This window comes from Gemmata palustris, from assembly GCF_017939745.1.
In the GTDB taxonomy this organism is placed as follows: domain Bacteria; phylum Planctomycetota; class Planctomycetia; order Gemmatales; family Gemmataceae; genus Gemmata; species Gemmata palustris.
In genome coordinates, this window is the sequence record NZ_JAGKQQ010000002.1 from 792,354 (window position 1) to 819,221 (window position 26,868).

19 protein-coding genes and 1 pseudogene are annotated in these 26,868 nt (G+C 64.5%); 9 read left to right on the forward strand and 11 right to left on the reverse strand.

Annotation, left to right across the window (positions count from 1 at the left end):
• Window positions 1-95: 95 nt before the first annotated feature.
• The 4 genes from J8F10_RS37700 to J8F10_RS37715 all read left to right on the forward strand — a co-directional run bounded on the left by J8F10_RS37700 (window position 96) and on the right by J8F10_RS37715 (window position 4,541).
• Window positions 96-842 (forward strand): metallophosphoesterase family protein, encoded by a 747-nt coding sequence (locus J8F10_RS37700; protein ID WP_210663551.1) that lies wholly within the window; start codon window positions 96-98, stop codon window positions 840-842.
• Window positions 843-1,037: 195 nt separating this feature from the next.
• Window positions 1,038-3,569, forward strand: a complete 2,532-nt coding sequence (locus J8F10_RS37705) for a YidC/Oxa1 family insertase periplasmic-domain containing protein (protein ID WP_210663553.1) — start codon at window positions 1,038-1,040, stop codon at window positions 3,567-3,569.
• A gap of 19 nt (window positions 3,570-3,588) precedes the next feature.
• Entirely contained in the window at window positions 3,589-3,936 is a 348-nt protein-coding gene (locus J8F10_RS37710; RefSeq protein WP_210663555.1) for a hypothetical protein, read from the forward strand.
• A gap of 23 nt (window positions 3,937-3,959) precedes the next feature.
• Entirely contained in the window at window positions 3,960-4,541 is a 582-nt protein-coding gene (locus J8F10_RS37715) for a DJ-1/PfpI family protein (protein WP_210663557.1), read from the forward strand.
• A 202-nt stretch (window positions 4,542-4,743) separates the two neighbouring features.
• Here the strand turns inward: J8F10_RS37715 and J8F10_RS37720 are convergent, their stop codons facing one another.
• From J8F10_RS37720 to J8F10_RS37740, 5 genes are all read right to left on the reverse strand, one after another.
• On the reverse strand, window positions 4,744-6,336 hold the full coding sequence (locus J8F10_RS37720) for a methionine--tRNA ligase (RefSeq protein ID WP_246524798.1): 1,593 nt from the start codon (window positions 6,334-6,336) through the stop codon (window positions 4,744-4,746).
• 51 nt (window positions 6,337-6,387) lie between these two features.
• Entirely contained in the window at window positions 6,388-7,077 is a 690-nt protein-coding gene (locus J8F10_RS37725; protein WP_210663560.1) for a TIGR02996 domain-containing protein, read from the reverse strand.
• A 115-nt stretch (window positions 7,078-7,192) separates the two neighbouring features.
• Window positions 7,193-7,945 carry a TIGR02996 domain-containing protein gene (locus J8F10_RS37730; protein WP_210663562.1) on the reverse strand — a complete coding sequence of 251 codons (753 nt, stop codon included), beginning with the start codon at window positions 7,943-7,945 and terminating at the stop codon, window positions 7,193-7,195.
• A 22-nt stretch (window positions 7,946-7,967) separates the two neighbouring features.
• Window positions 7,968-8,570, reverse strand: a complete 603-nt coding sequence (locus J8F10_RS37735; RefSeq protein WP_210663564.1) for a TIGR02996 domain-containing protein — start codon at window positions 8,568-8,570, stop codon at window positions 7,968-7,970.
• A 91-nt stretch (window positions 8,571-8,661) separates the two neighbouring features.
• Window positions 8,662-10,092, reverse strand: a complete 1,431-nt coding sequence (locus J8F10_RS37740; protein WP_210663566.1) for an MBL fold metallo-hydrolase — start codon at window positions 10,090-10,092, stop codon at window positions 8,662-8,664.
• A gap of 218 nt (window positions 10,093-10,310) precedes the next feature.
• On the opposite strand from J8F10_RS37740, the gene J8F10_RS37745 reads away from it, so the two are divergent.
• From J8F10_RS37745 to J8F10_RS37755, 3 genes are all read left to right on the forward strand, one after another.
• A complete protein-coding gene (locus J8F10_RS37745) occupies window positions 10,311-13,055 on the forward strand; it encodes a hypothetical protein (protein WP_210663568.1) in 2,745 nt (914 codons plus the stop codon).
• A 60-nt stretch (window positions 13,056-13,115) separates the two neighbouring features.
• A complete protein-coding gene (locus J8F10_RS37750) occupies window positions 13,116-13,541 on the forward strand; it encodes a diacylglycerol kinase (protein WP_210663570.1) in 426 nt (141 codons plus the stop codon).
• Window positions 13,542-13,603: 62 nt separating this feature from the next.
• Entirely contained in the window at window positions 13,604-14,356 is a 753-nt protein-coding gene (locus J8F10_RS37755) for a succinate dehydrogenase/fumarate reductase iron-sulfur subunit (protein ID WP_210663572.1), read from the forward strand.
• 40 nt (window positions 14,357-14,396) lie between these two features.
• Here the strand turns inward: J8F10_RS37755 and J8F10_RS37760 are convergent, their stop codons facing one another.
• Window positions 14,397-15,431 (reverse strand): aldo/keto reductase, encoded by a 1,035-nt coding sequence (locus J8F10_RS37760; protein WP_210663574.1) that lies wholly within the window; start codon window positions 15,429-15,431, stop codon window positions 14,397-14,399.
• A gap of 178 nt (window positions 15,432-15,609) precedes the next feature.
• Here J8F10_RS37760 and J8F10_RS37765 point away from each other — a divergent pair, with 178 nt between their 5' ends.
• Window positions 15,610-15,939, forward strand: a complete 330-nt coding sequence (locus J8F10_RS37765; protein WP_210663576.1) for a tRNA-binding protein — start codon at window positions 15,610-15,612, stop codon at window positions 15,937-15,939.
• A gap of 309 nt (window positions 15,940-16,248) precedes the next feature.
• Here J8F10_RS37765 and holA read toward each other — a convergent pair whose 3' ends face one another.
• The 3 genes and pseudogenes from holA to J8F10_RS37780 all read right to left on the reverse strand — a co-directional run bounded on the left by holA (window position 16,249) and on the right by J8F10_RS37780 (window position 19,355).
• Complete coding sequence (holA, locus tag J8F10_RS37770; protein ID WP_210663579.1) at window positions 16,249-17,268, reverse strand: DNA polymerase III subunit delta; 1,020 nt, start codon at window positions 17,266-17,268, stop codon at window positions 16,249-16,251.
• Window positions 17,269-17,455: 187 nt separating this feature from the next.
• Entirely contained in the window at window positions 17,456-18,253 is a 798-nt protein-coding gene (locus J8F10_RS37775) for an NAD(P)H-hydrate epimerase (RefSeq protein ID WP_210663581.1), read from the reverse strand.
• Between the two features lie 35 nt (window positions 18,254-18,288).
• Window positions 18,289-19,355 (reverse strand): annotated as a pseudogene (locus J8F10_RS37780) (IS630 family transposase).
• A gap of 231 nt (window positions 19,356-19,586) precedes the next feature.
• On the opposite strand from J8F10_RS37780, the gene J8F10_RS37785 reads away from it, so the two are divergent.
• Complete coding sequence (locus J8F10_RS37785; RefSeq protein WP_210663583.1) at window positions 19,587-21,452, forward strand: RNA polymerase sigma factor; 1,866 nt, start codon at window positions 19,587-19,589, stop codon at window positions 21,450-21,452.
• Window positions 21,453-22,265: 813 nt separating this feature from the next.
• On the opposite strand, the gene rho is transcribed toward J8F10_RS37785, so the two are convergent.
• Both rho and J8F10_RS37795 read right to left on the reverse strand, forming a co-directional pair.
• Window positions 22,266-23,741, reverse strand: coding sequence for a transcription termination factor Rho (rho, locus tag J8F10_RS37790; protein WP_210663585.1), 1,476 nt, complete (start codon window positions 23,739-23,741; stop codon window positions 22,266-22,268).
• A 706-nt stretch (window positions 23,742-24,447) separates the two neighbouring features.
• Complete coding sequence (locus tag J8F10_RS37795) at window positions 24,448-26,709, reverse strand: site-2 protease family protein (protein ID WP_210663586.1); 2,262 nt, start codon at window positions 26,707-26,709, stop codon at window positions 24,448-24,450.
• Window positions 26,710-26,868 lie beyond the last annotated feature (159 nt).

The window sequence follows — 26,868 nt, forward strand, 5'->3', positions numbered from 1 at the left end:
CCCCGCGGTCCGCTGTTTACCGCGGCGCAAGTGTGAGCTATAGTTTACAGTTAACACGGGTCACAGCCCGGCCCGCGTGCTCATGAGATTCCGGCGTGAAGGCGATTATCAGCGACATCCACGGCAATATGGAAGCCCTCCAAGCCGTGCTCGCGGACATCAAAGAGCAGGGCATCCGCGAGGTGTACTGCCTCGGCGACGTGGTCGGCTACGGGCCGAACCCGCGCGAGTGCATCGACCTCGTCATGGACAGCAAGCTCGTCTTGCTCGGGAACCACGACCAGGGCGCGATGTTCGACCCGGACGGGTTCAACCAGTCCGCCGAGCGCGCCATCTTCTGGACCCGCGGGCAACTGGAGTCCCCCAGCGAACCGCGCCCGTCGCGCGAGAAGCGCTGGGAGTTCCTCTCGGAGCGCCCCCGGAGCCACCGCGAGAACGGGCACCTCTTCGTCCACGGCTCGGCCCGCAACCCGCTCAACGAGTACGTGTTCCCCGAGGACGTGTACAACCAGCGCAAGATGGAGCGCATCTTCGCCCTCGTCGACCGGTACTGCTTCCAGGGCCACACGCACGTCCCCGGGATCTTCACCGAGACCATGCAGTTCCTCAGTCCGGAAGAGGTCGACTTCGCGCACAAGCTCGACGGCCGCAAGACGCTCTGCAACGTCGGCTCGGTGGGCCAACCCCGGGACGGCAACTGGCGCGCGTGCTACGTCGTGCTCGATAACGACGTCATCAAGTTCCGCCGCGTCGAGTACGACTGGCAGAAGACCCGCGACAAGATCTACGAGATCCCGGACCTCGACAACTTCCTCGGCGACCGACTCGGCGAGGGGCGCTAAAGCTCCGGCCGCGACCCGCGAATAACCCGAAGGCCCACGGATGAGGTTTCGTCCGTGGGCCTTCGGGTTTGTTGGTCGTTCTCGGGCGCCGGTTCGCGCCCCGCACCATACCGGGCGCGGGCTACAGAAAACCGGGTGCAGAACTTCTAAGATAGCTGCGGCCGGGCCGTTCGCGATTCCTACCGATTTTTACACATGCGCAAGAACGCTCTTAACGTCGTTGTCTTCATATTCCTCGCCGGGGGACTCGTCTTCCTTTGGCAGTACGCGGAAAAGAACTGGGTTCCGAAACCCGCCAAGAAGGAAGATCTGGCGGAGAAGTTCGTTGAGGATCTGAAGAAGCGGGCCGAGGAGGACGCGAAGATCGTCGCGGAGGCCGCCGAAAAGAAGCAGGCCGCGCAGAAGTCGCTCACCGCGGCCGGGGGCGGGCTCGTGGTCGCGGGCGAACTCCCGAAGCCCAAGCCCCCGGAACCGCCGAAGATCGCCGCGCCCAAGTTCGGTGGGGTCGATCCGCGGGTTCTGGCCGAAGCGATCACGAACGGCATCTTCGATTACACCGCCCGCCCCACGCTCATCGCCCTCGGGAAAGACACGTTCTACAACCACTTCCTACTCACCACGCAGGGCGGCGGCGTGCAGCAGGTCGTGCTGCCGAAGTTCTGGCAAGCCGACCGCCTCGGGCGCGAGGTCAAGCGGAAGGACGAGAACGGCACCCCGACCAAAGTTCCGTTGTACCTGGTCCCCGGCGTGACGTACACGCGGTCCAAACAGCTCCGCGAGGAGTACCGCGTCCCGGACCTCGTGCCGGGTAAGGTCGCCGACCCGTCGGGCCTCGCCGAGCCGAGCTACACCGTCTTCCACTATCCCACGCCCGACGACAAGAACCCGGACCCGTTCCTGGGCACCACGAACTGGACCGTTGTGTCCGAAGAGCGCCCCAACGAGGGCGATCACAAGGTCGTGTTCGAGAAGGAACTCGGCGAGCCGTACTTCGTGAAATTGCGGAAGACCTACACACTCGGACCAAAGGACTACCACGTCGGGCTGCGCGTCGAGATCGAGAAGTTAGAGGTTCCCGGCTCCGTGAAGGGCAGGGGGCAGTTGCGGTACCAACTCTCCGGTCCGCGCGGGCTGCCCATTGAGGGCGAGTGGTACACCAGCACATACCGCGTGGCAATCACGGGATGGAAGGATGCGAAGAACACCCCCCGCCGCCAGTACGAGGACTCGGCTTCCATTGGCCTCAAGCGCGGGGGCGAGATCGTCACACGCGGTGAGAACACTTTCAAATACATGGTGGTCGCCAACCAATACTTCGCGTCCGGTGTCGCCATCGACGACACCGCCGAAGGCCCGGCGAAGAACCCGTGGGCTTACGTCCGTGCCACGACCGAGATCCCGCTCGACAAGAAGCAAGACCCGAACCTGACGCACTTCGATGACATCACCGTGCGAGCCGCGTCCGAGACGATCGACCTCAAACCCGGTGAAAAGGTCAGCCACAGCTACCTGATCTACAACGGCCCCTCGAAGGTCGGGCTCCTCGAACTCATGCCCAGGGAGGGTAATACAGAGCCGGCCGTGAGCAAGGATTTGGTGAAGCGCTACAAGGACGAGCTGATCCTCTCCACGCTCACCGACTTCCGCTCCGACACGTGGATCGGTCGGTTCGCCAGCTCGATTTACTGGACGGAACTCGTCATCACGACCACCAACCTGATGCACATGTTCCTCTACTACATCAACAGCGCCGTCGGAAGTTGGGCGCTGTCCATCGTGCTCCTCACCGCGTGCGTGCGCCTCGTGCTGCTGATGCCCAGCCGCAAGCAGACCGCGATGAGCATGAAGATGATGGAAGTGCAGAAGCGGCTGCAGCCCGAGTTCGAGAAGCTGCAAGAAAAGTACAAGGACGACATGCACTCCTACAACCGCGAGAAGACGCGGTTGATGATGCAGCACGGGGCCAACCCGTTCGCGATGATGGGCGGGTGCCTCCTGCTCGTGGCACAAATGCCCATCATGATGGGGCTCTACTTCGGGTTGCAGGAGAGCATCTTCTTCCGGCTCGACTCGGCCCTGTGGATCGACAACCTCGCCGCGCCGGACATGCTCGTCTGGTGGGGCGAGAACATCCCGTTCATCAGCACTCCCGAAGACATCGGCAGCTTCATCTACCTGGGGCCGTACTTCAACCTGCTCCCGATCCTGGCCGTGGGGCTGATGCTCTACCAGCAGGCGAAGATGATGCCGACCTCGACCGATCCGCAGGCGGAACAGCAGCGGATGATGATGAAGATGATGATGGTGATGATGGCGGTGTTCTTCTACAAGGTGGCGGCGGGTCTGGCGCTGTACTTCATCGTGAGCACCGGGTGGGCCATCATCGAGCGCCAGTTCATCCCCAAGCCCAAGATCGACGGCTTCAACCCCGACGGCAACGGCACGACCGCGAACACCTACCCCAAGGCCGGTTCGCCGAACGGCAAATCGCCGACCGCTGCGGACGCGGTGGCCGCAGCACAACAGAAGAGTAAGGGGCTACTCGGGCGCCTCCGCGAAAGGCTCCAGGCCAAGATGGAGGAGATGCAGCGGCAGGCCGACGAGCAGGCGAAGCGCCAGATCCGCAACGACCCGAACCGTCCCAACGGTACGACGCCCGCGCCAGGAACCGGCCCGGACAACCGACCGAACGCCCCGCGCCGCGACAAGAAGAAGCGCAAGAAGTGAGTGCGTAACTCGAGGCCCCATGCACCCCACGACCCGAGAGCGGTTCGTCTGGCTCGCTTTCGGGTTGTGGGCGGTGGGTGGTGTTGTCTGGGTACTGGCGACCGGGTACGTCGCGGATTTACGGTGGGATTACTCGGCCGAGTTGACGTTCCAATACGTCGGGCACGTACCAGGACCGGACACCCCCTACGCTAAAGGCGTCCGGCTGAATGCGTTGTGGGAGCTTCTCAGTTTTGGCTCAATTGGCTACGCGGCTATTGGTGCTTTTCTGTTCCGCCGTCGTGGGTGCGTCGTCTTCGGGGCTGCAGTCGCCATCGTCGTTTTCTCGTGGCTCGCACCCTGTACGGTCGGACTCGGCCACCTCTGATCTCTTGCAACCGGAATCTTACCATGCCCGTAAAGCAGATCCTGATGCTGGTCGGCGACTTCGTGGAAGACTACGAGGTGATGGTCCCGTTCCAGGCGCTCCAGATGGTCGGGCACACCGTCCACGCGGTCTGCCCCGACAAGCGCGCCGGCGACAAAGTGCGCACCGCGGTCCACGACTTCGAGGGCGACCAAACGTATTCCGAGAAGCCCGGCCACAACTTCGCGCTGAACGCGACCTTCGCGGAAATCGACGTTACGAAGTACGACGCGCTCGTGATTCCCGGCGGGCGCGCCCCGGAGTACCTCCGCCTGAACGCGGACGTGCTGAACGCGGTCCGGCACTTCTTCAGCGCGAACAAGCCGGTCGCGGCAATCTGTCACGGCCCGCAGCTCCTCGCCGCAGCCGGCGTGTTAAAAAACCGGACGTGCAGCGCCTACCCCGCGGTCGGTCCAGACATCGGGTTGTGCGGCGGCGTGCTCGCGGACGTGCCGATCGACGGCACGCACGTGGACGGAAACCTCGTGACTGCTCCAGCGTGGCCGGCTCACCCCACTTGGTTGCGCGCGTTCTTGAAAGTGCTCGGGACCAAGATCGAAATGTGACCCGCGCCCGAATTCGGGCGCGAAAGGAACACAGGGCGGAAGCCCTGTGCTACGAACGCCGGCCCCTCCGGGGCGAAAACAACGAACCCATCCGCAGTCCGGTACCTTCATCTCGTTCCCGATGTGGCGGCGAAGGCCAATGCCTTACCGCCCCGGAGGGGCCGGCGTTCGTAGCACAGGGCTTCCGCCCTGTGCATCTTTGTTATCCGATCCGCGGGAACAGCGGCTTCACTTTACCTTCGATCAGCTCCGCAGTAACCCGAAGGTCATCGGGCTGAGCCGTCAGCGCGGTCGCGTCCGCGTACTTCACTTCGGCCCACGGGGTCGGGAAGTTGAAGCTCGTGTAGATCGTCTCCGCGCTCTTCGGGATGAACGGCTTCAGCAGGATGCTCGCAATGCGGAGCGACTGCACCGCGTTGAACAGCACTCTCTTGGCCGCGTCCTTGTCCGTCTTCACAAGCTTCCAGGGGGCGTTCGATTCGAGGTACTGGTTCGTCGGCGTGAGGAAATCCTGCACGATCTTCTGGAGCGCGAGGTTGTACCGGCACGCTTCGATGTGCTCGCGCACTTCCCCAACGAACAACTCCAGGTTCAACCCGGGCACGACCGATTCCGGCACCCGACCGGCGGTCTCGTCGAACACCCCGCCGAAGTTCTTCCACGTGATCGTCATCTCGCGGGAGAACAGGTTGCCGAGGTTGTTCGCCAGCTCGGAGTTGTAAACCTCCGCGAACCGCCCCCAGCCGAACTCACCGTCCGACGGGTACGGGCACTCACGCAGGAAGAAATACCGGAACGCCTCCGCGCTAAACTGCCGAATGATCTCCATTGGCTCAATGGCGTTGCCGAGTGATTTGCTGATCTTCTCGACGGTGCCCGCTTCCTCGTTCTTGACGTAGACGAAGCCGTGCGCGAACACCTTCTTTGGGGCGGCTTCGCCCGCGGCCCACAGCATCGCGGGCCAGAGGGCGCAGTGAAAGCGGGTAATATCCTTCCCAATAAAGTGCGTATCGCAGGGCCAATACTTCTTGAACGTCGCCTCGTCGTCACCGTACCCGATGCCGGTGATGTACGTGAGTAGCGCGTCGAACCAGACGTAAATTGTGAACTCCGGGTCGAACGGGATGCGAACGCCCCACGTCTGATTCAATCGACTAATGGGAATGTCGCGCAGCCCCTCCGTTTTGATAAGGCTGACGATCTCGTTCTTCCGGCTCTCCGGTTGAATGAAGTCGGGGTACTCCTCGTAGTGCTTCAGTAGCCGATCCTGAAACGTGGACAGTTTGAAGAAGTAGCACGGCTCCGCCCGCCGCGCGAGCGGGGTCCGGTGGTTCGGGCACAGACCGTTGTTCTCCTTGTGATCTTTCTCGCTCTTGAACTCCTCGCACCCCTCGCAGTACCAGCCCTCGTAACTGCCCTTGTAGATGTGCCCGTTGTCGTAAACCTTCTGGATGAACTTACGGCAGCACTGTTTGTGGCGCTCACTGCTCGTCTGCACGAAGGTGTCGTAGCTGATGTCCAGTGCGTCCCACACCTCGCGGAACTGTCGGGCCATGTCGTCGCAGTACGCCTGCGTGTCCTGATTGAGGTCGGCGGCGCGTTTCGACACCTTCACCGTGTTCTCGTCGTTGCCCATCAGGAAGAAGACGTCGAACCCCTCCATGCGCCGGTACCGGGCCTGCACGTCGGCGCCGAGTTTCTCGAACGCGGTACCGATGTGCGGCCGGCTGTTCGGGTAGTCGATTGCGGTCGTCTGGAACCAGCGGGGTTTGTCCGTCACGGTCAACTCCTTCATCTGCACGGCTCGATGTAGCCTTTCTACAGACGCGGTCGGCGCGGAGCAGGTTCAGTACACGTCGTACTCACCGAACCGCCCGCGGAGCCGCTCCCGGGTGCCGGAGCTGAGGTGGCCCAGTCCGCCGACGAGCAGTTTGAGGTGAAGCAATCCGGCCATGAACGGCGAATCGAGGAACGCGACCGCGGCCCGCTCGGTGAGCTGGACCCGTTCCATTCGGAGTCGTTCCAGCTTACCGAGGTGCTCGCAATCGACCATCGCTATGAACGCACGTTCCGTAATCCTCTCGGTATCGGTCCACACGCCGAGTTTGCGCACGAGCCGCGCTTCGGTCCATGTCGCGAGCGCGAGTAGGTCCGCATCGGTCGCACCGCGGAAGTTGAACTCGCAGAGCGGGACGCGCCCGGCGAACCTCGGGTGCGCGGCGCGGATAAGTTCGCCCGGTCCCGCGAGTGTGAACGGGAACCCGCGGGTCCAGTTCTGCCACATCAAGCCGACCGGCAGCCCCATTCGTTCCGGCCACGACTCGACGACGACCGGCGCGAGTTCGCGCTCGCGGGCGACGAGTCGTTCGCGCGGGTCCCCGGCCCCGCGTGCCAGCGCCATTTGCACGCGAATCAGTTCCGCCCAAGCCGCGCTCACCGTGCCCTGCTCGTCGAGCCAGTCGGCGAACGCCAACCGCGGCATGTCCTCGTCCGGGTGCTCACAGATCGCGCGAAGCAATGCGTCTTCTTCGTTCATCGGATGCGACCTGCGTTCTCCGCACGCGCCACTCTCAAAGTGGATTCTACCACACCCTCCTAAACGGATCGGACCCGTGCCCGGAACCGAATTCTGGCGAACGGAACCCGCATCATTACGCCCCGTAGCGCCCGCTCTGAATACGGCCCAGTAGCTCCCGGCTGATCGAGTTCTCCGACAAGTCGAACCGGCGCACTTTGATGAGCAGCCCCGATCCGAGCAGCGCGGCCGCGCCGTCGTCGGTAATGTCGTTGTCGCGGAGGTCGAGTTCGCGCAAGCGGGGAAAGCCCCACGACTCGCACAGCGCGCGCAACCCGATGTTCCCGATCCCTTGCCGCGCGAGCACTAGGCGCTCCAACCGCGGGTACGAACCGTCCGCGAGCGCGTAAGCTCCGGCCCACCCGAGCAACCGGTGCCCGCGCACGACGAGCGTCTTCACGCGGGTGAAGACGGCCTGCTTTGTGATCTCGGCCAGCCGGCGCGCGGACACATCGGGCACCAGTTCCAAGTATTCGAGCAGGTGCAACCGCGGGTCGTCGGTGCCCTCGATCTGCGACGCGGTGGCGAGCCCGCGGTACGCGAGCCCGCGCCGTTGAGGGGCGAGCGCCTTGTACCCCGGCGGCATCTCGTACTGCCACACCGTGTCCCACGCGGAGAGCAACTGGTCGATGCGCGGCCCCACGACCTTTCGGTCCGGGTGATCGGCCGGGAGCCGGTCGGCGCGAACGTGCAGGCGAATGAATTCCGCGCGGGCGGCGCCCGACGGCCCGCCCTGCTCGTCGAGGTAGTCCGCGTAGACGAGCCGCGGCGTGTCCTCGTCCGGGTGCGCGGCGATGGCCCGCAAGAGTGCGGCTTCCGTGTCGTTCATCAGGTCGTCCGATGTTGGGGCGTCACGGGGTCACCGGGAACCGGGACCAGAACATCCGCTGGGTGGCCGGGGAGAAATCGCTGCCGCCGAACTGCAGAACGCGCAGGCGGCCCGAATACGGGCTCCCGAGTAGTGCCGTGGCGACCGCGTCCGTCGCCCGCAGGTCGTGGAGATAAAGGTGCGTGACCGACGACAGCCACGGCCGCTTGCACAGTTCCACAACGGCCGCCGCGTTCACGGGCCGCAGGAACAGTTCGCAGATCGGTGTGAGTTTCGCGAGCTTGTGGCCGTGCTTGTTGATGGCCGCAGCGGGCAAATTGAAGTATTCGACGAACCCGCGGCGGAACACCCACCCGCCCCACCGCCCCGGTCGGCACCCCAACACGTTCGCGAGTGGCGCGACCCACTCGGTGTCGTGGGCGACGAGCAAGTCCCGCTGGCGCCGCTCGAGGTACCGGAGCCGGTCGCGATCGGCCACACCCCGGGCCAGTTCGATCTGAACCCGAACGAACTCGGCGCGCGATGGCCGATCGTTTTCGTCGAGCCAATCGGCCATCGCGAGCCGGAGCGTGTCGTCCCCCGGCTCGGCGAGTAACGCCGTCAAAAACGGGTTGTCTGGCGTCATAACGGGAACAACGGTTCCGGGTGCGGTTCGGGCTCGCCTTTCGGCGAGGAGAACGGACCCGGTCCATCAAGTGTAACGCCGGGCGCCGCACTCACCCGATCGCCACCCGGTCGCCGGGTGCGGGAACGGCCACGTCGTCGAAGCCCAGATTGCGGAGCGTGCCGGCCAGCGCATCGGCCTGCTCGTACTCACCGTGGATCAGGCGCACCTTCCCGACTTTGCCCACGAGCGGCTGCAGGTACGCGAGGAAGTCGTTCTTGTCCGCGTGGCCGCTGAAGCCGTCCAGGTGGAGCACTTCGATCCACTTGTTCCAGTCGCGCCCCTGGAACCGCACCGTCGGCTTCGGATCGAGGAGCTTGCGCCCCACGGTACCGGACGCCTGGTAGCTCACGAGGATGATGGTGCCGCGCGGGTCGTCCACGAGTTGCTTCAGGTGCTGCTGAATGCGCCCCGCGTCGCACATGCCGCTCGACGCGATGATGACGCTCGACCCCGGGCGCGTGGCCAGCAGCGTGCTCTGCTCGAAGTCGCGCACGTAAGTCACGCCGTCTCCGCCGAGCAGCCCGTGTCCCTCGCGGAGCGCCTGCGCGATTTCGTCGGACAGGCTGTTCGGGTGCGCGCGGTACACCCCGGCGACCTCCGAAGCGAGCGGGCTGTCCACGAAGACCGGGATCTCGGGGATCTTCCGCTCGCGCAACCCCTGCTGCAGGATGTGGATGATGAGCTGCGTGCGCCCCAGGCTGAACGCCGGGATGAGCACCTTCCCGCCGCGGTCCACGGTCTCGCGGATCGCGGCGTAGAGGCGCTCCACCGTGTCCGCGAACGAGCGGTGCGTGCGGTTGCCGTAAGTGCTCTCGCACACCAGCACGTCGGCCGGCGGAATCGTGCCGGTCGGCTTCAAGATGGGCAACCCCCTGCGCCCCATATCCCCGCTGAACGTGAGGGTCCGATCGCGGTCGGGGGCCGCGACGTTGACGTGGACCATCGCGGAGCCGAGGACGTGCCCCGCCTCGATGAACCGGAAGCGCACGGTTTTCGTGACGTCGGTGTCGCGCGCGTAGGGCACCGAAACGAGCCGGCCGAACACCTTTTCCACGTCGTTGACCGTGTACAGCGGCTGGACCCACGGCTCCGCGTAGTTGCGGGCGATGTTGATGTGGGCCGCGTCCTCTTCCTGGATCTTCGCGGAGTCCGCGAGCATGACCCGGAGCAGGTCGCGCGTCGGCGGGGTGCAATAAATGGGGCCGTCGAACCCCTGGCGGATGAGCGTGGGCAAATTACCGCAGTGGTCGATGTGGGCGTGGCTGACGATGACCGCGTCGATCTGCGTGGGGTGGAACGGGAAGTGCCCGTTCCGCTGGCGCGCTTCTTCGCGCCGCCCCTGGTGCAAGCCGCAATCGAGCAGGATCTTGTGGTTCCCGGTTTCGATGAGGTGCATCGATCCGGTGACGCCGCCGGCCGCCCCCCAGAACGTGAGCGTGGGATCGCTGGCGCCCGGCGCGGGTGTATTTGTGGGTTTCATTCACCCATTCTAACCCGCGGGGCGACAAGCACAAACCCGATGCGCGGTGTGAGGTTGCGGGCGCCCGCCGGGCCGCGCCCGCGCGCCGCGCAGTCAGCCTTGATTCGCCCGGCGCCCGGCTTATAGTCCCGCCCTTCAGTGCAGACGAACCGTTTCGGCGTGACCGCTTCGCGCGGTGGGACACTCATTCCGCCGCGCGCCGATTGAAGGGACACCGCGTGTTCAGCGGGCGAGCGATAATTTGGGCCGGGCTGGTGGTCTCCGCGCTCCTGGTAAGCGCACCGGCGACCCGCGCCCAGCCGTTTCCGTCCGCGCGCCCCACGGTGCGGCTGCCCGACGACCCGGCGTCGGGCACGTTTTCGTTGCCCACCGACGGGCTCATGGCGCCGGTCCAGCCGGTGCCCCCGCGCACCGCGTACCAGCCGCCCCGCGACGCCGGTTCCCCCTACGAACCGGACCCGCTCCCCAGCGGCACGGTGATCCCCACCCCGCAATCGAAGAAGCGAAACGTCAAATACTTGCCGCGGTACGCGACGACCACCTACACCCAGGACTCGGTCAAGCTGGCCGACGGCACCGAGCGCATCCTGTTCACCGGCGGGATCATCATCAACGTCTCCGGGGAAGACGGGGACCAGACGACCGAGTTCGCGACCGACGAAGCGGTGATGTGGGTCCGGAACAAAACACAGGACGAGAAGGACGGGTTCGTCACCGCCGGGGACGGCAGGACCGAGGTCGAAGTTTACCTGTCGGGTAACGTCATCGTCCGCACGACCCAGGGGGGCAAGGGCAAGGCGCCCATCACGCGGACGCTCCGGGCCGCCCAGGTGTACTACGACGCCACGCAGAACCGCGCGATCGCGCTCCGGGCCGATCTCGAAATGGCGCTCCCGAGCGTCCCCGACGCCTTCCACTTGAGGGGCGAGGAGGTGCGCCGGCTGGACCTGGAGAACTGGGAGATCCTGACCGGCTCCTCGAACGCGAGCAAGTTGCCCAGCGACCCCGGGCTGCGGCTCGATTCGGAGCGCTTCACGCTGAGCCAGCGGCGCCTGGTCCGGCGGAACATTTTCGGCATCCCGTACCGCGACACCCGGACCGGCGAGCCGGTGGAGGGGCTGGAGCAGATCGTCACGGGCACGAACGTGGTCACCCGGCTCGGGGGCGTCCCGGTGTTCTACCTGCCCAAGATGCGGTTCGACGCGACCGACCCGCTCGGCCCGGTCACCGGGCTCGGGTTCAGCCAGAACCGCATCTTCGGGACGCAGTTCTATTCGTCCTTCGACATCTACGAGTTGCTCGCGCTGCGCGCGCCTCCGGGCCACAACTGGCGCCTCAACCTGGACTACCTGAGCCGGCGCGGTCCGGCGGGCGGCACCGACTACACGTACCGCATCCCGTCCACGGAACCGGGCGAGTACCCGGTCGCCGGCCTCATCAAACTGTACGGCATCCAGGACGACGGGCTGGACATCCTCGGCGGCCCGCGCGGGATCGAGCCGACGCAGCCGTCGTTCCGCGGGCGCGCCCTGTGGCGGCACCAGCAGGAAGTGATGGAGGGGATGTACTTCCAGGGGCAGTTCGCGTACCTGAGCGACAAGAACTTCCTGGAGCAGTACTACAAGAACGAATTCGACATGGGTCCGAACCAGGAAACGTTCGCGTACCTGACGTGGCAGCGGCAGAACTACGGCGCGACTGCGCTGCTCCAGGACCGGCTCAACCGCCAGTGGGTGAGCGAGACGAACTGGCTCCCGCGGGTCGACGGCCACCTGCTGGGGCAGACGTTCCTGGACGACCTATTCGTGTACAGCGCGCGGGCGAGCGCGGGTTACGCCCAGGCGCGCCCCACGGAAGCGGCCCCGTTCGCGCTGCTCCCCACGGACCGGCGCGTCGACACCGGCCGGTTCGACCTGTGGCAGGAGCTGAGCGTCCCGTTCGCCCTCGGCCCGGTGAAACTCGCCCCCTACGGCGTCCTCGACCTCACCGAGTACACCAGCGACGTTAACGGTAACGAGATCGGCCGCGTGTACGGCGGTGGGGGCACGCGCGCGAGCCTGCCGTTCTCCCGGCTCTACGGCGACGTGAGCAGCGAGCTGCTGAACCTGCGCGGGCTGAACCACAAAATCGTCTTCGGGGCCAACTACCTGTACGCCCGCTCGAACGAGCCGTACACGCGGTTCCCGATGCTCGACCGGCTCAACGACGACGCGGTGGACCAGTCGTACCGCAACCTCCGACCGATCCAGTCACAGGTCCTGCCGGGACCGGACGGGCTGGCGCTCATGAACTCGCCGGTGTTCGACCCGCAGCAGTACGCGATCCGGCGCCTGGTGGAGAGCCGCACGGACACGCTCGACAACATGAACGTGCTCCAGGTGGACGCCCGGCAGCGGTTCCAGACGAAGCGCGGGTACCCGGGGATGGAGCACACGGTGGACTTCCTCACGTTCGACGTGTCCGCGTCGTACTTCCCGGACGCCAAGCGCGACAACTTCGGGCACCAGTTCTCGTTCCTCGAGTACGGCACGGTGTGGAACCTCGGGGACCGCACCTCGGTGGTGTCGAACGGGTGGTTCGAGCCCTACGAGGGCGGGAGCCGGTACTGGAACGCGGGCATGTACGTGAACCGCACGGACCGCACCAACGTGTACCTGGGGTACCGCCAAACGGACCCGATCAACAGCAAGGCGGTGGTGCTCTCGATGGGCTACCAGATGAGCCCGCGGTACTACATGAACCTGGGCGCGAGCTACGACTTCGGGCTCCAACAGGCGCTCTCGAACTCGTTCACCCTGACGCGCACGGGCGCCGACCTGACGGTGTCCCTCGGGTTCACCTACAACGCCTTCGTGAACAACTTCGGGTTCCAGTTCCTCGTGGTGCCGAACCTCGCCTCGGCACTGGGCGGGCGGTTCGCGGGCACACCGGTTAGCAACCAGCAGTTCAGCGGTCGGCGGTAAGGAACGCGAACCCGCCGGTGCGCGCCGGTATTAAAAGGTGGCCACACGATGAGGTATCCCATGCCCGCGGAAGTGTGGTGCGCGCCCAACGACGACCGGCCCCCGCGCAAGAAGCCGCGCTTGTGGCGCGACAAGTTCCGCGAGGCGGTCCGCGGGGTGAAGCGCGGGGTCCGCGGGCACTCCAGTTTCTCCGTCCACTTCTTCTGCGCGGTCGTCGCGCTCGCGGCCGCCGTCGTGCTCGAGTGCGACCGGCAGGAGTGGTGTCTCGTGCTCGGCTGTATCGGCCTGGTCGTGACCGCAGAGCTGTTCAACAGCTCCATCGAGACGCTGTTCCGCGGGTTGGAACAGGAGGCCCGCGACCGCGTGTACGGGTGCTTGGACATTGCCGCCGGTGCAGTGCTGGTCGCCGGCCTGACCTCGGCGACCATCGGGGCCGTCATCTTCGGCCACAAAATCCTGGTGCTGTTCCACTGGTTGCCGGCGTAACCGCGAGACGCCGCGCGCGTCCGCGCGTAAAATGGTCCCGAGACCACCCCACGGGACCGACGATGAAACTCACGCTCCACGTCTGGCGGCAGAAATCGCGCACGGTCGCGGGCCAAATGGTGACTTACGCCCTCGACGGCGTGAGCCCGGACATGTCGTTCCTCGAAATGATGGACACGCTCAACGAGCAGTTGATCCGCAAGGGCGAGGAACCGGTCGCGTTCGACCACGACTGCCGCGAGGGGATCTGCGGCAGTTGCAACATGATGATTAACGGGCTCGCGCACGGCCCGGAAAAGGGTACGACGACGTGCCAGTTGCACATGCGCAGCTTCGCCGACGGCGCGGAACTGTACATCGAGCCGTGGCGCGCCGGGCCGTTCCCGGTGGTGAAGGATCTGGTGTGCGACCGTTCGGCGTTCGACCGCATCATTCAGCGGAGCGGGTTCGTTAGCGTGAACACCGGCGGGGCGCCGGACGGCAACTCCCTGCCCATCGCGAAGAAGGACCAGGACCGTGCGATGGACGCCGCGGCGTGCATCGGGTGCGGGGCGTGTGTGGCCGCGTGCCCGAACGCCTCGGCCATGCTGTTCCTCAGCGCGAAGGTCAGTCACTTGGCGCAGATGCCCCAGGGCCAACCCGAGCGCAACGACCGGGTCCGCGCGATGGTGTCCCAGCACGACCGCGAGGGCTTCGGCCACTGCACGAACATCAACGAGTGCGAGGCCGCGTGCCCGAAGGACATCAGCGTCGAACACATCGCGCAGCTCAACCGCGACTTCATCGCCAGTACCGTGAGTGCTGTGGTGAAGTAAGATTCAGCCGCTCGCGGGTGGTTCACTCGCCCGCCGAGCCTCAACCCATCCATTCGGGGTGCTTGGCGGTGCCGTCGAACTCCGTGCTCGTCTTGAACCGCTCGTGCTTACCCTTCGCCGCCGCCTTCTCCGTTTTCGCGAGCAGCGCAGTAACCTCTCCCTCGGGCAGCGGCTTGAAGTTCTTTACCACGTCGAGGGCTTGTTTCAGCCGGTCCATCGTTTCCATGCCGGTAATGACCACGGAGGTCGGCAGCGTGAGCGCGTAGTGGAGGCACTCGACAGCGGTCGCGGCCTTGCTCTCCAGAATCGCGCCGCTGGCCATCGGCTTCATGCCGAGCACGCCGATTTGCTCCTTCACCAGAACGGGGAGCACGTTGCGGGCGAAGCTGCGGAAGTGCGCATCAAGGACGTTCAGCGGCATTTGTACCGTGTCGAAGCGGAACCCGTTCTCCTTCGCCACTTCGAGCGTGCGCAGGTGCGCGAGGGGGTCCTTGTGCCCGGTGAAGCCCACAAACCGCACCTTCCCCGCCTTGCGCGCGCCTTCGACCGCCTCCTGTGCCCCGTGTTCGCCGAAGATGCGGTCCGCGTCCTCCATGCGGAGCATTTCATGGTGCTGGATCAGGTCGATCACGTCGGTGCGCAGCCGCAACAGGCACTGGTCGATCTGCTTCGCGGCCGCGGCTTTCGTGCGCCCGTCGATCTTCGTCATCAGGAACGCTTTCTTCCGGTAGCCGTCCTGGAGCGCCTTGCCCATGCGCAGTTCACTCAACCCGTCGTGATAGTCCCAGCAGTTGTCGAGGAAGTTCATGCCCGCGTCGAGCGCGGTGCGAATGATCCTGATGCTGTCGGCCTCGTCCGCCGGGATACCGATGTGGAACCCGCCGACCCCGATACACGACACCTCGACGCCGGTCTTACCGAGTTTCCGGTAGCGCATATCGCCGCGCACAATTTCCTGTGTGGCGTCGAAGCGCGGGAGCGCCCCGGCGGGCACTGCTCCTTCCGCAGAGCCGTTTACGAGCGGGGTACTGACCGTGGTCGCGACCGCGGTACGGAAGAATTCGCGGCGTTGCATGAATGGATCTCGGTGTGACAGGCGAGAATCGAGACGAGCCGACTTTTTGGGCAGCAAATCCTGCACCGAACGACACCCCAGGAAATTCTCGCAGTAGCGCCGGGATCAATTAGAAATCGGTATCGCGTTGTTCACACCGCGCAACGACGGACAAGTGTTTCTTGAATACAAAACCCACATGGACCCACTAGAAGCGTTTGCCCTCGTTGATGTGCGCGTCGGCCGCATCTTACGCGCCGAGCCGAACGAGGGCGCGCGGAAGCCGGCGTTCAAACTGTGGATCGACTTCGGAGCGCTCGGCGTGAAACAGTCGAGCGCCCAACTCGTCGCGCGTTACACCGCCGAAGCGCTCGTCGGTCGGCTCGTGGTGGCCGCGGTGAATTTGGGCACGCGCAAAATCAACGGCTTCAATTCGGAAGTGCTCGTGTTGGGCGCGCCGGACGAAGCCGGCAACGTCGTGCTACTCGCGCCCGACCGCGACGTTCCGCTCGGCGGGCGAATGTTTTGAAGGCTAACATTCGCTAACATTTTGGGATACCTCCATTGTTAGCGTTTCGCCACAATCGCTGACATAGCAAGTTGTTACAGATAACGCCCCGGTCACGTAAAGTTAGTCGATCTATCCTCCTATCCTCATCACTTCACCGGCCCGTACTCCCGAGCGAGCAAATCTCCTTTGCTGTAGGTTGAAGCACATCAGTCGCAACAACCCAACTTGCTCCTTTCACCCACATCACGAGATATTACCACGCGATCACTAATGGACACAAGTCCAAAATCAAAAATCGCGCGCCTGGCTCCGCGCCCAATACCCTTCCTATCTCTTCGCGTCTTCGCGCGGCCGCGCGAGCGTGACGACCAGGCGCTCGACCTGCACGCGCTCTGGGAGCGGGTTACCGCCCTTCAGCCCGTAGTTGATCTCGACCAGCCAATCGGGGAGCTTCAACAGCCGGCGCCCGCCGAGGTGCTTCATCTGCTTCTCGCAACTGATCCGCGCCTTATCCCACTTCGGCACGTTCGCCGCGTCCATCGCGGGGCCGAGCGCGATCTTCTCGACGAAGTGGAGCCGACCGACCGTTGCGAGCTTGCGGAGCTGCGCCGTGAGCGGGCCGATTACCGCCATCGGGTCTTCGCCCTCCGCGAACAGTTCCTGAAGGATGCTCAGGGCCTCCCCCGGCCGGCCCTCGCCGACCGCGTCCATGATGCGGAACACATCGGCCGCTTTGCTACGACCGACGAGCGCGTCCACGTCTTCGACCGAAATGCCGGCTTTGGAACCCACCGCGTTCGCGAGCTTGCCGATTTCCTGATCGAGCAAACCCATCGACGTACCGACGAGTTCGACGAGCAGCTCCGCCGCGTTCATCGCGAGCTTTTTCTTGTGCGCGGTCTTCGCCCAATCGACGCACCACGGCGGGAGCTTGTACGCGGGCGGGGCCTTGCACGCGATCTTGGCCGCGTCCGGTAGTGCTTTCGCGAGTTTGGTGTTTTCCGGGAACGTCTTGACGTCGAGAATCAGCACCCCGACGCGACTCGGTTTGGCGAAGTACGCCTCCAGTGCGGGGCGGTTGTCCGTCACAAACTTGTCGGCACTCTCCACGATCACGACGCGACACGGCGCGAGGAACGGGAGCGTTTCGAGTTCGTTGCGCACGGTCGAGAAATCGAGCCTGTCGCCGGCGTACACACTGACCGCGAACGACGGGTCTTCCTCCCCGAGCGCGACAGAAATGATCCGCTCGCGGGCGTACCTCTTGAGGAAATCTTCGTCGCCAACGAGGGCGTACACCGATTGGCGCTTGGAGTCTTTCGCCACAAGGAATTGCAGTGCTTCCATGAATCGCGTTCCCTCACGTGGCGCGTTGTGACGATCCGTGCAGCGGTACCAGTCGGTGTGATGTTGAAGTGATGCCGAGAGTTTTATTGTTCGTGGCACAGGCCTCTGGCCTGTGTGAGCCCCTTCACAGGCCAGAGGCCTGTGCCACGAACCAACACATCAACTTCCAACACCACTACCAGCCGGCTCACGCCGGCCGTTCGCCGGCCTTCCGTCTGTATTCATCCACAAGGACACGCGGCGCGCCAATGTCAATCACGTGAACTTCGCCGGTCCAGGGCTTCGATGCGGTGTTGAGGAATCCGCGCTTGTGGGCCACGAAGGTCGCGGTGTGGGTGGCTTTCACGGTCGGGCCGAGCAGTTCGCCCGTATCACAATCGAGACCGGAGGGAATATCGATCGCAAGCACCGGGTTGCGCGATGCGTTCACCTGAGCCACTACTTCGTCGTAAGGAGTAGCGAGCGCACGGCTCAATCCCGTACCAAAGAGCGCGTCAACAACCCACGCCGGTGTCTTCAACTCATCGAAGAGATAATCCCGGAGCTGTGGATGCGTGCCCCAAGAACGTGGGTGTGCCAGGCGAACCAGACGGGCGTGAGCGTTTCCCCGGTGAGTTTGCCGAAGAATTGCGAAGTTCACGGCCGCGTCTGGGGACAGCACGGGAGTAAGGTCGTTCTGAAGGTCGGCAAATACCCACACCTCCACTGGCCAGCCGTGGTTATCCAGGTGTCGCGCGATGACGAAGCCGTCGCCGCCGTTGTTCCCCGGTCCGCACAGAATCACGACCGGCTTGCGCTCCGGGTTCAGGCGCATGAGAAGTTCAGCGCACCCGCGCCCAGCGTTCTCCATGAGCACCACGCCCGGAACGCCGAACTCGTTGATGGCCCGGCGATCCAGCTCGCGTACTTCGTCTCGCGACAGCGTGAACATGGCTCCTCCCCTTCCCCGTCTTGCTCCCTTTCTTTTTAGAAAAGTGCGGGTCACGAAGAGTGATCTGGCAGAAAGCGACCATCTATGCTTTACGCGCCCAGGAGTGACACATTGTTCCAGGTCTGGAAGTTGTGGGCTAACAGGGTCGCGAGCTTCTCTCGATGTTTGGTCGGCAGATCCGCGAGGCACCCGTCGATGGCACTCTGGAACCTCTCGAAGTCCTGATGGTGCCGACTGTTGAGCACGTCCTTCTTCACGAACTTCCACAGGCGCTCGATCAAGTTCAGGTTCGGCGAGTACGACGGCAGGAACAGCAGCTCGATCCCCAGCTGCTTGGCCGCGTCCTGCACCAACACGCACCGCTGATACCGGGCGTTGTCCAGCACCAACGTGACGGGCACCGAGCCCGCCCGGCGCGATCGTGTGAAGCAACGCGCACACCGACGTGGCGGTAATGTACGTGGTGTTGATCTCCGTCACCCGTTCGTGCGTGACCGCGTTCAGCGCGCCCCGCACGTTGTACCGCTGCCGACCACTGGCCGCGCGCACGTGCAACCGCACGAAGCACCACACCCAACCCAGGAACGACGCCAATACGAAGTGCGACGCATCCACGAAGTACACCGCCCGCTTACCGCTCCGCGCCTCCGCCAACTTCGGTTCCAGGTCCGCCTTTTAAAAAGTCCGCCTGCGCGCGGGCGTGTTCCTCGACCGTCTTCTTGGGCGGGACCGGGAGCGGTGCCACCTTCAAGCATTTCATCCCCAGGTCGTCCTTGAGGAATTTGCGCACCCGCGACACGTTTCGTCGAACACCCGTCAGCTCCTCGATCCGCCGCGCGGCCTCATGAGCCGTGTGCGGCGGGTGCTGACGAAATGCGTCTTCGATCGTCGCGGCGTGCGGCGTCAGGGCACGGGGTTGGCCCTTCCACCCGAACGACCGGATGCCATCGAGGCCCTCGGCCGCGTAGATCCGCAGGGTTCGCTGGACCGTGGACCGCGACACGTTGGCGAGTGCGGCGATGCGCCCGTGGGTCTCGCCCTTGCTCTTGAGCCAGAGGACCGCCATGCGCTCCTGAACGCGCGGGTCCGGGTGCTCGTACCGATCACGCGCAATCGCTTCGACCACGACCTCGGAAAACGAATACGTGGGGCGCATCATGGCCCTCCCAAATGCCGAGCGCGGATGCCCTCATTCTCCTGGACGGGGCTCTGTTCCTCAAGAACGGATTGTGTCACACCAGGGCACGCCGAGAATAACGTCGGTCGGGTTTGCGCTTCCGCCGCCCCGAAAATTGAGAAAAAATGGTACAGGAATCGAAGGATCGCACGCGCCGGACCCAATAAGCACGTGGGCCGGCACGGTGCCGGTCCCGGAGACTGTTGCGATATGCCAACCCACACCCTGTCTGCTGTCGTCTCCCGCGCTTGCCGGGCCGCGCTCGGGTCCGCACCCGATGTCCGTACCGACGGGGGGCTGCTCGGCGCGTTCCTCGCGGACCGCGACAGTGACGCCTTCGCCGAACTGGTCGTCCGGTTCGGACCGATGGTGTTCGCGGTTTGCCGGCGGCTAACCGGGCACCACCAGGACGCGGAAGACGCCTTCCAAGCGGCATTCGTGGTTCTGGCCCGGAAAGCGGGCTCGGTGTCCCCGCGCGAAGCGGTCGGGGCCTGGCTCTATGGGGTCGCCGTTCGCACTGCTCGGGAGGCTCGCGCCGTGGCCAGCAAGCGCCGGACCCGCGAAGTTCCGACCGATCGGCTCCCGGACACCGCTCGACTCGAACAACCGCCCGACGACACCGGAACCGTTCTGCACGAGGAACTGGCGGGATTACCCGAGAAGTTCCGCGCGCTCCTGGTGCTGTGCGACCTAGAGGGTTGCTCCCAGGTGGAAGTGGCCGACCGGCTCGAACTGCCCGTTGGGACGGTGTACAGCCGGCTCGCAACGGCGCGCCGGCTCCTGGCGGAGCGGTTGCGGCAGCGCGGGGTGGCCCTACCGGTTTGCGGGTTGTCGGTCTGGCTCGCCTCGACCGCGCGGGCCACGGTGCCGGCCGAGTTGTCCGCGCGGGCCGTCACCGCAGCAGTCGCTCCGGGCTCCGTTCCCGCGGCAGTCGCCGCACTGACACTGAGAGTGCTCCAAACCATGTCCCTTCACAAGTTGAACGTCGTCGTGGCCGGTGGGCTGGTGCTCGTCCTCGGCTGGGTGGTCGCGGAATGTCTGACCGGCGGAGGATTCGCCCAGGAACCGCCCAAACCATCCACCGCCGAGGTCAAGAAGGTAGACGAGCCAAAGCCACAAGCCGCCCCCAAGAAGACCGGCCCCGGCACGCTACTACTCACGCGCGAAGGCCCGTTCCACGTGCTGACGCCGGACGGCAAGAAGGTGTCCGAGTTCTCCGCCCCCGAGAACACACACAGCAACGGGGCCGGGTGCCTCTCGCCGGACGGTACCCGGGTCGCCGTCGTGGTCGTCGAAGACGGCCCCCCGCGAGCCGAACCACCGGAGTCGTGGCCGTTCAAGGTCGTCGTGCGGACGCTGGGCAAACCCGATTCGGAGAAGACCTGGGATCTGCCCGCTCAGAGCCTGAACCTCAACTGGACCGCCGACGGGAAAAAGCTCGTCGTGGTCAAGCACCCCGAGGTCGAACACGGCAAGAACGTCGAGAACCTGTTGCTCGACCCGGAAACCGGCAAGACGAGTCCGCTCGACCTTCCGGCCGGAGTTCGAGTGCTCGATTGCGGGAAGGACGGGAAGACGTTCCTGGTCGCGTTCACGGAAGAGAAGAAGAAAAAAATCGGGCTGGCCGTGCTCGCCGACGCGACCGTGCGCGAACTGGTCGAAGTTCCGGACTGGCCCCCGGGTCGAGTAACCGGCCGGCTGTCGCCGGACGGAACGAAGGTGCTGTTCTCGGCCGCTGATCCGGAACGGAAAAATGCTCACAAATGGGGGCTCAGCCACCGCCCGTACCTGCTCGATGTGAAGACCAAGAAAGCCGAGCCGGTGCCGGAATTCCCGGAGAACGGCCTGGTGACCGGGATCGCGTGGGCACCGGACGGCCGGCGCATCGCGTATGCTTGGAAGCAGTTACACGACGAGCTGTTAAAGAAAGATCAATTCTCACCGGACGACAACGCGATCGAGACGGAAGCGTTCCTGGTCGTCGCCGACGCGGACGGGAAGAACCCGAAGACGATTACCTCGGACAAGAGACCGTTCGCCATCAACATGATCTTCGGCGCGATCGACTGGCGGTGACCGTTCTACCCCGATCCCCTCTTCGTTAGAGAAGGGATCGGGGTTAGACCTTGCCCAGAACGAGGTCCGCTACCCAACACCCGCGGACATGAACCTGCTTCGGGTCGCGGCAGTGGTTCAGGATATCGTCGCTGTCGCACCCGGCATCCTGGATGCGCATCGGCCAGAATCGGCATCGCACTGAAGTCCCGCGAATCGTACATGCCTCGCGCGAGCGATACCGCGGTGCCAGTTTGCCATGCGCGGTTGAAATGGGCTTTGCGGTTGGGATTGTTAAGAGCCTCGCGGATGAGGGCGACACAGTACGCATCCGCTAGGTAATTGTCCGCCAGCCGCAACGCAAGACCGAGATCCACCCCGACCGAATACCGTCCCCAGTCGGTTGCGGCGCTGACAACTTCAATGGCGCGAACTTGCTTGATGCCCCACCCATCCTTTTCCAGAATCCATTGGGCGCAAGCCGAAGACAGTTTGTGAAAATCCCAATCCAGTCCAACCAACTTGGCGACGCGAAGGCGCTCTTACTGATTGCTCTGACCGATCAAGCATCGTTCCGCCACCTCAATGGCAACGCGAGAATTGTCCCCAAGAATCTCCCAACACGCGCGACAAAGTGCTAACACGGCCCACCGCATCTGTCGTTCGTGTTCGCTGATTCTGAATCCGAGCATGAGTTCTCGCGGGTCAGTGCATGTCCGCCACTCCTGTTCTGTCAACTCTTGCCCTCCTAACGCAAACACCCCCGACCGCGGTTCGCCGTGATCGAGGGTGCGTTGTTTCACCCCCGACCTCGCGGTCGGGGTTCGCCCGGGGTTAGCCCAGGTTCATCGAGAGGAGGAACTCCATGTTGGACTTCGTCTTCCGCGACTTGTTCAGGAGCATTTCCATCGCTTCCACCGGGTGCATGTCGGCCAGCACGCGGCGCAGGATGCGCACCTTGTCGTACTCCTCGGGGTGCATCAGGAGCTCTTCCTTCCGCGTCCCGCTCTTCACCGCGTCGATGGCGGGGTAAACCCGCTTCTCGACGAGCCGGCGATCGAGGTGGAGCTCGCTGTTACCCGTGCCCTTGAACTCCTCGAAGATCACCTCGTCCATGCGCGAGCCGGTGTCCACCAGCGCGGTCGCGAGGATGGTCAGCGAGCCGCCCTCCTCGACGTTGCGGGCCGCACCGAAGAACCGCTTCGGCTTCTGCATCGCGTTGGAGTCGAGACCACCGGAGAGCAGCTTCCCGCCGCCCGGGGCCTCGGTGTTGTGGGCGCGGGCCAACCGCGTGATCGAGTCGAGAAGGATGATGACGTCCTTCTTCATCTCCACCATCCGCTTGGCCTTCTCCAGCACGATCTCGGACACGTGGATGTGTTCTTCCGGCGGCTCGTCGAAGGTGCTCGCGACGACTTCGGCGTTCGGGCTGTTCACCAGCCGCTGCATTTCGGTCACTTCTTCCGGGCGCTCGTCCACGAGCAGCACGAACACGTAAGACTCGGGGTGGTTTTTGATGATCGCGTTGGCCATCTTCGCGAGCAGGATGGTCTTCCCGGTCCGCGGCGGGGCAACGATCAGCCCGCGTTGGCCCTTGCCCACGGGGGTGATGAGGTCCACGATCCGCATCGAGAGTTCGTCGGGCGAACTCTCGAGCCGGAGCCGCTCGTTCGGGTGCAGCGGCGTGAGGTCTTCAAAGCTGGTGACGCCCGTCCCCTCGTCGGGGTGCTTGTTGTTCACCAGTTCGATCTGCATCAGGGCGAAGTTGTCCTGGTTCTCGATCGGCAACCGGATCGGGCCTTCCACCACCAGCCCGGTCCGCAGGCTCATGCGGCGGATCTGCGACGGCGAGACGTAGATGTCTTCCGGGCTGGCGAGGTAGTTGTGCGCCTGGCTGCGGAGGAACCCGTAGCCGTCGGGGAGCACTTCCAGCGTACCGGACCCGCGGACCACCTCGCCGCGCTCGATCTGCCGGCGCACGACGCCGACGATGAGCTGCGCCCGGCTCATGCCGGTGTGTTCGCGAATGCCCTCTTTCTCCGCGAGCGCGAAGAGTTCGGGCATCGGCATGCGGTAGAGGTCGTCGAGCCGGGAGCCGCTGGGTACGGGGCGCGGGCGCTCGACGCGCTCGGGCCGTTCGCGCTCGACGCGCTCGGGGGGCGGCGCAACGGGGGCCGGCGCCGGTGGGGCGCTAGCAGCGGGACCAGCGGGGCCGTCGGTCGGCTTACGGAAGGGCCGTTTGGCAGCTGCCGCACGGAGAAGTGAGGGGCGCGGCAGTGGCGACCCTTCGACGCCCTTGGCGTCGGGCATAGCAGATCCTCGGTCAGAAGGGAAAAGGGGACACGGTGGCGGTGAATCGCCTCCGGTCAGACGTGGCACTTGCGCCACCAATACGGGCTACGCGGGACCACTTCCCCCGTAACGCTAATCAACAAAACTCGGGTAGAGGATTCGCACAGACTTCCCCACTCGGGGCGAGCAGTATTCGCAGTTCAGTCGCCAATCGTCCGGTTTCAGTTGTTCATCCAAAACATCGGGCGAGGTGACCTACAGTGCCAAATAACAGGGGGGGAAGTCAAGACGCGTTATGAGCCGTTATTATTTTCGGCTAACCACGCTGGAAAGTGCGGGCTCCCAACTTACCGGCAGTCTACGCTATTCGCGTTCGCCGTCAACCAGATTATAGGCGTGACGCGACAAAAAATCCACGTTCCCGCTCCCAAAGTGTCAAGAAAACCGGAATGTGGCGGTCGCGACGCCCCAACTGTCCCGCGTCGCGTGCGAGGCGCCGGTCCGATTTCGTCACCTGGATCGTTCAGTCTTGTTACGCTAATTTGCCGCAATTCCACGCTTGCCGCGACACTAACGCTCTTGCCCGCGAGTGCTCATTGGTGTGGCAAGGTGGGCGAATAATGCCGATTGTGGCTGATTCTGCCGTCGGGATTAGTTGGGAAGCGAATTCATGGGGCGGGTCGGCATAGAGCCCGGCCCCACCCTACAAAACGCAGCTCCGATCTCAATACAGCCCGATGTCGAGCGAGTTGGAGAGGGCGCGGGCGACCCACCAGGCGCCGCTGCGCCAGCGGGCGTGGATCTTTACGACCGCGAGTTGGCCCGGGTCGATCGCGGTGTCCGAGTCGGTCATCTCGATTTCCACCAGGTACACCTGCGCCAGCGGGATCAGCACGTTCGGGTCTTCGCTCGGCTTCACCGCGAGCGAACCGCCGCCGCGCTGGGTGAGGGCCAGCGGGACCGTGGCCGCGTTCTGGGCCGGCAACTTCCGCAACTTGCCGCTGAACGTGCGGTCGCTGCGCCCCTTCGCGTACACCGACGCTTCTAGTTCGCCGCGCGCCGCGAGGTCGTCCTTCAGCACGCGGAAGTGCATCGGGGTCACGGGCACTTTTAAGATCAGGCGCCCGGGGTCGCCCACCGCGAAGACCGGGGGGGCGTCGGTGTAACCCCGGTCGTAGAGCTTGCCGATCTCGTCCCGCTTCGGGGCGGTCACGAGCATCCCGTCGCGCGGGGCCTTCAGTTCTTCCAGGTGGCTCTTGCGCGCCAGCAAGCGGCCGACGTCCGCGTCGGCGGTCTCGGCCTTCGCGCGGGCTTTTTTGGCCTCGGCCGCGTACTGCTTATCGGCCGCGTCGTTGCCCGTCCTGCGGGCGTTCGCCGCGGACGTGTTCATCAGCTCGACCGTGCTCCACTGCTCGTTGCTGATCGCCTTCGCCTTCCTCAACTCGATCTCCAGCGCCTCGCTCTTGAAGGCCGCCAGTAACTGCCCGCGCCGCACCTGTTGTCCCGGCCCCACGTCCGCGAGGGACTCCAGTCGGGCCGGTTCCGCCAGCATGACCGCTTCGAGCGCGTCGGGATCGACCGCGACCAGCCCGGTCTCGTGGACCCGGCTCACCGGCAGCGGCAGGAAGAAGAACGCCAGGAGGAGGGACGCGAACACCGCCAGGGTGACGTACACCCGCGCCGCTTTCATGTCTGGTAACCGCCCGCGCTGACGAATGTTTTTGATGAGCTTGTACCCCGGCCAGATGAACAGCGACGCCAGCGACATGATCGCCAACATCTGGCTCAGGACTTTGAGTTTCGGACCCATGAAGTCGGCGAAGAACCACAAAATACTGAACGTGACCACCCAGCGGTAGACCCAGCTCGCGACCGCGTAGATCAGGAACAGCCACTTGCGCCACGGGGCCATGTACGCCTCGGGCGGCACGTCGATGCCCAGGCACTTCGCCTGGAACAGGTTGTTCAGGAACTTGTTGGCCTTCTCGCGCAGGTTCGGCACCTCGAGCCAGTCCGCGAGAATGTAGTACCCGTCGAAGCGCATCAGCGGGTTCGCGTTGAACATCACGGTGGACACCGAGCACAGCACCATGATGCACAGCGCGATGTTGTTGATGACGGGGTACACCGGGGTGTACCACCACACGAACGTGGCGAGCGACGCGATCACCAGTTCGACGTAGATGCCCGCGAAGCTGATGATGATGCGCTTCCACTTATCGGCCAGCGTCCAGGCGTCGGTCACGTTCGCGTAGAGCGCCGGCGAGAGGCACATGAGCAAGACGCCCATCTCGTGGCACTCGCCGCCGAACGCCTTGCAACTCAGCCCGTGCCCGAACTCGTGGATCACCTTCACGATGCCCAGCGAGATCCACATGTAGAGCACGGAGTTCCAGGTGAAGAACTCCTGGTACGCGGGCAGCTTCGCCTGGAACGTGTTGAAGTGCAGCGTCACGTGGACGACGGCCGCGAGCATCAGCCCCACGCTCGCGGCGAAGAACCACGTCGTGAAGACCCACGACAGGTAGCGGAACATCCACGTGAGCAGGCGGTCCGGGTCGAAGACCGGGATCTTGAGGTACAGGATGTTGCTCAGCGTCGCGAGGCGCCGGAGCCGGCGCTGCTTGGCCCGGCGCTGGAACAGGTGCTGGGCCGAGCCCGGCTGCTCGTTCTGCACGAGCCCCGCGGTGACGAGCTGGCGCGCGAACCCTTCCAGGTCCGACTGCTCCAACCGCATCGGCTTGAACTCGTCCTCGAACGCCTCCTGCACCTCTTCCATCGTGTGCTTGCCGTCAAAAAGCTGGAACACGAAGTGCTCTTGCTTGTTGAACCGGTAGTACCGCAGGCACACCGGGTCTTTGATGACGGTGAACGACTTCCCCTCGTACTTCTGCTCGAACGTCTGCAGGTCGGGGCGCACCCGGAGGCGCACCTGCTTCCGGCGCTCCGCGGGGCTGTTCAAGTTCGCAATAAGGTCGTTGGCCATGCTTCACAGGGGAACGGGAGACTCGGGTGACCCCGATAATTCGCGCGGCGCAGGGCTACCTGAATCACGCGCGGCTGGCAAACGCTGACACTTTCGGGCCGGAACCCGTGCTGATCGGGTGGCGACGCACTGCGGCCCCAAAAACGTGTTTTTGATTCG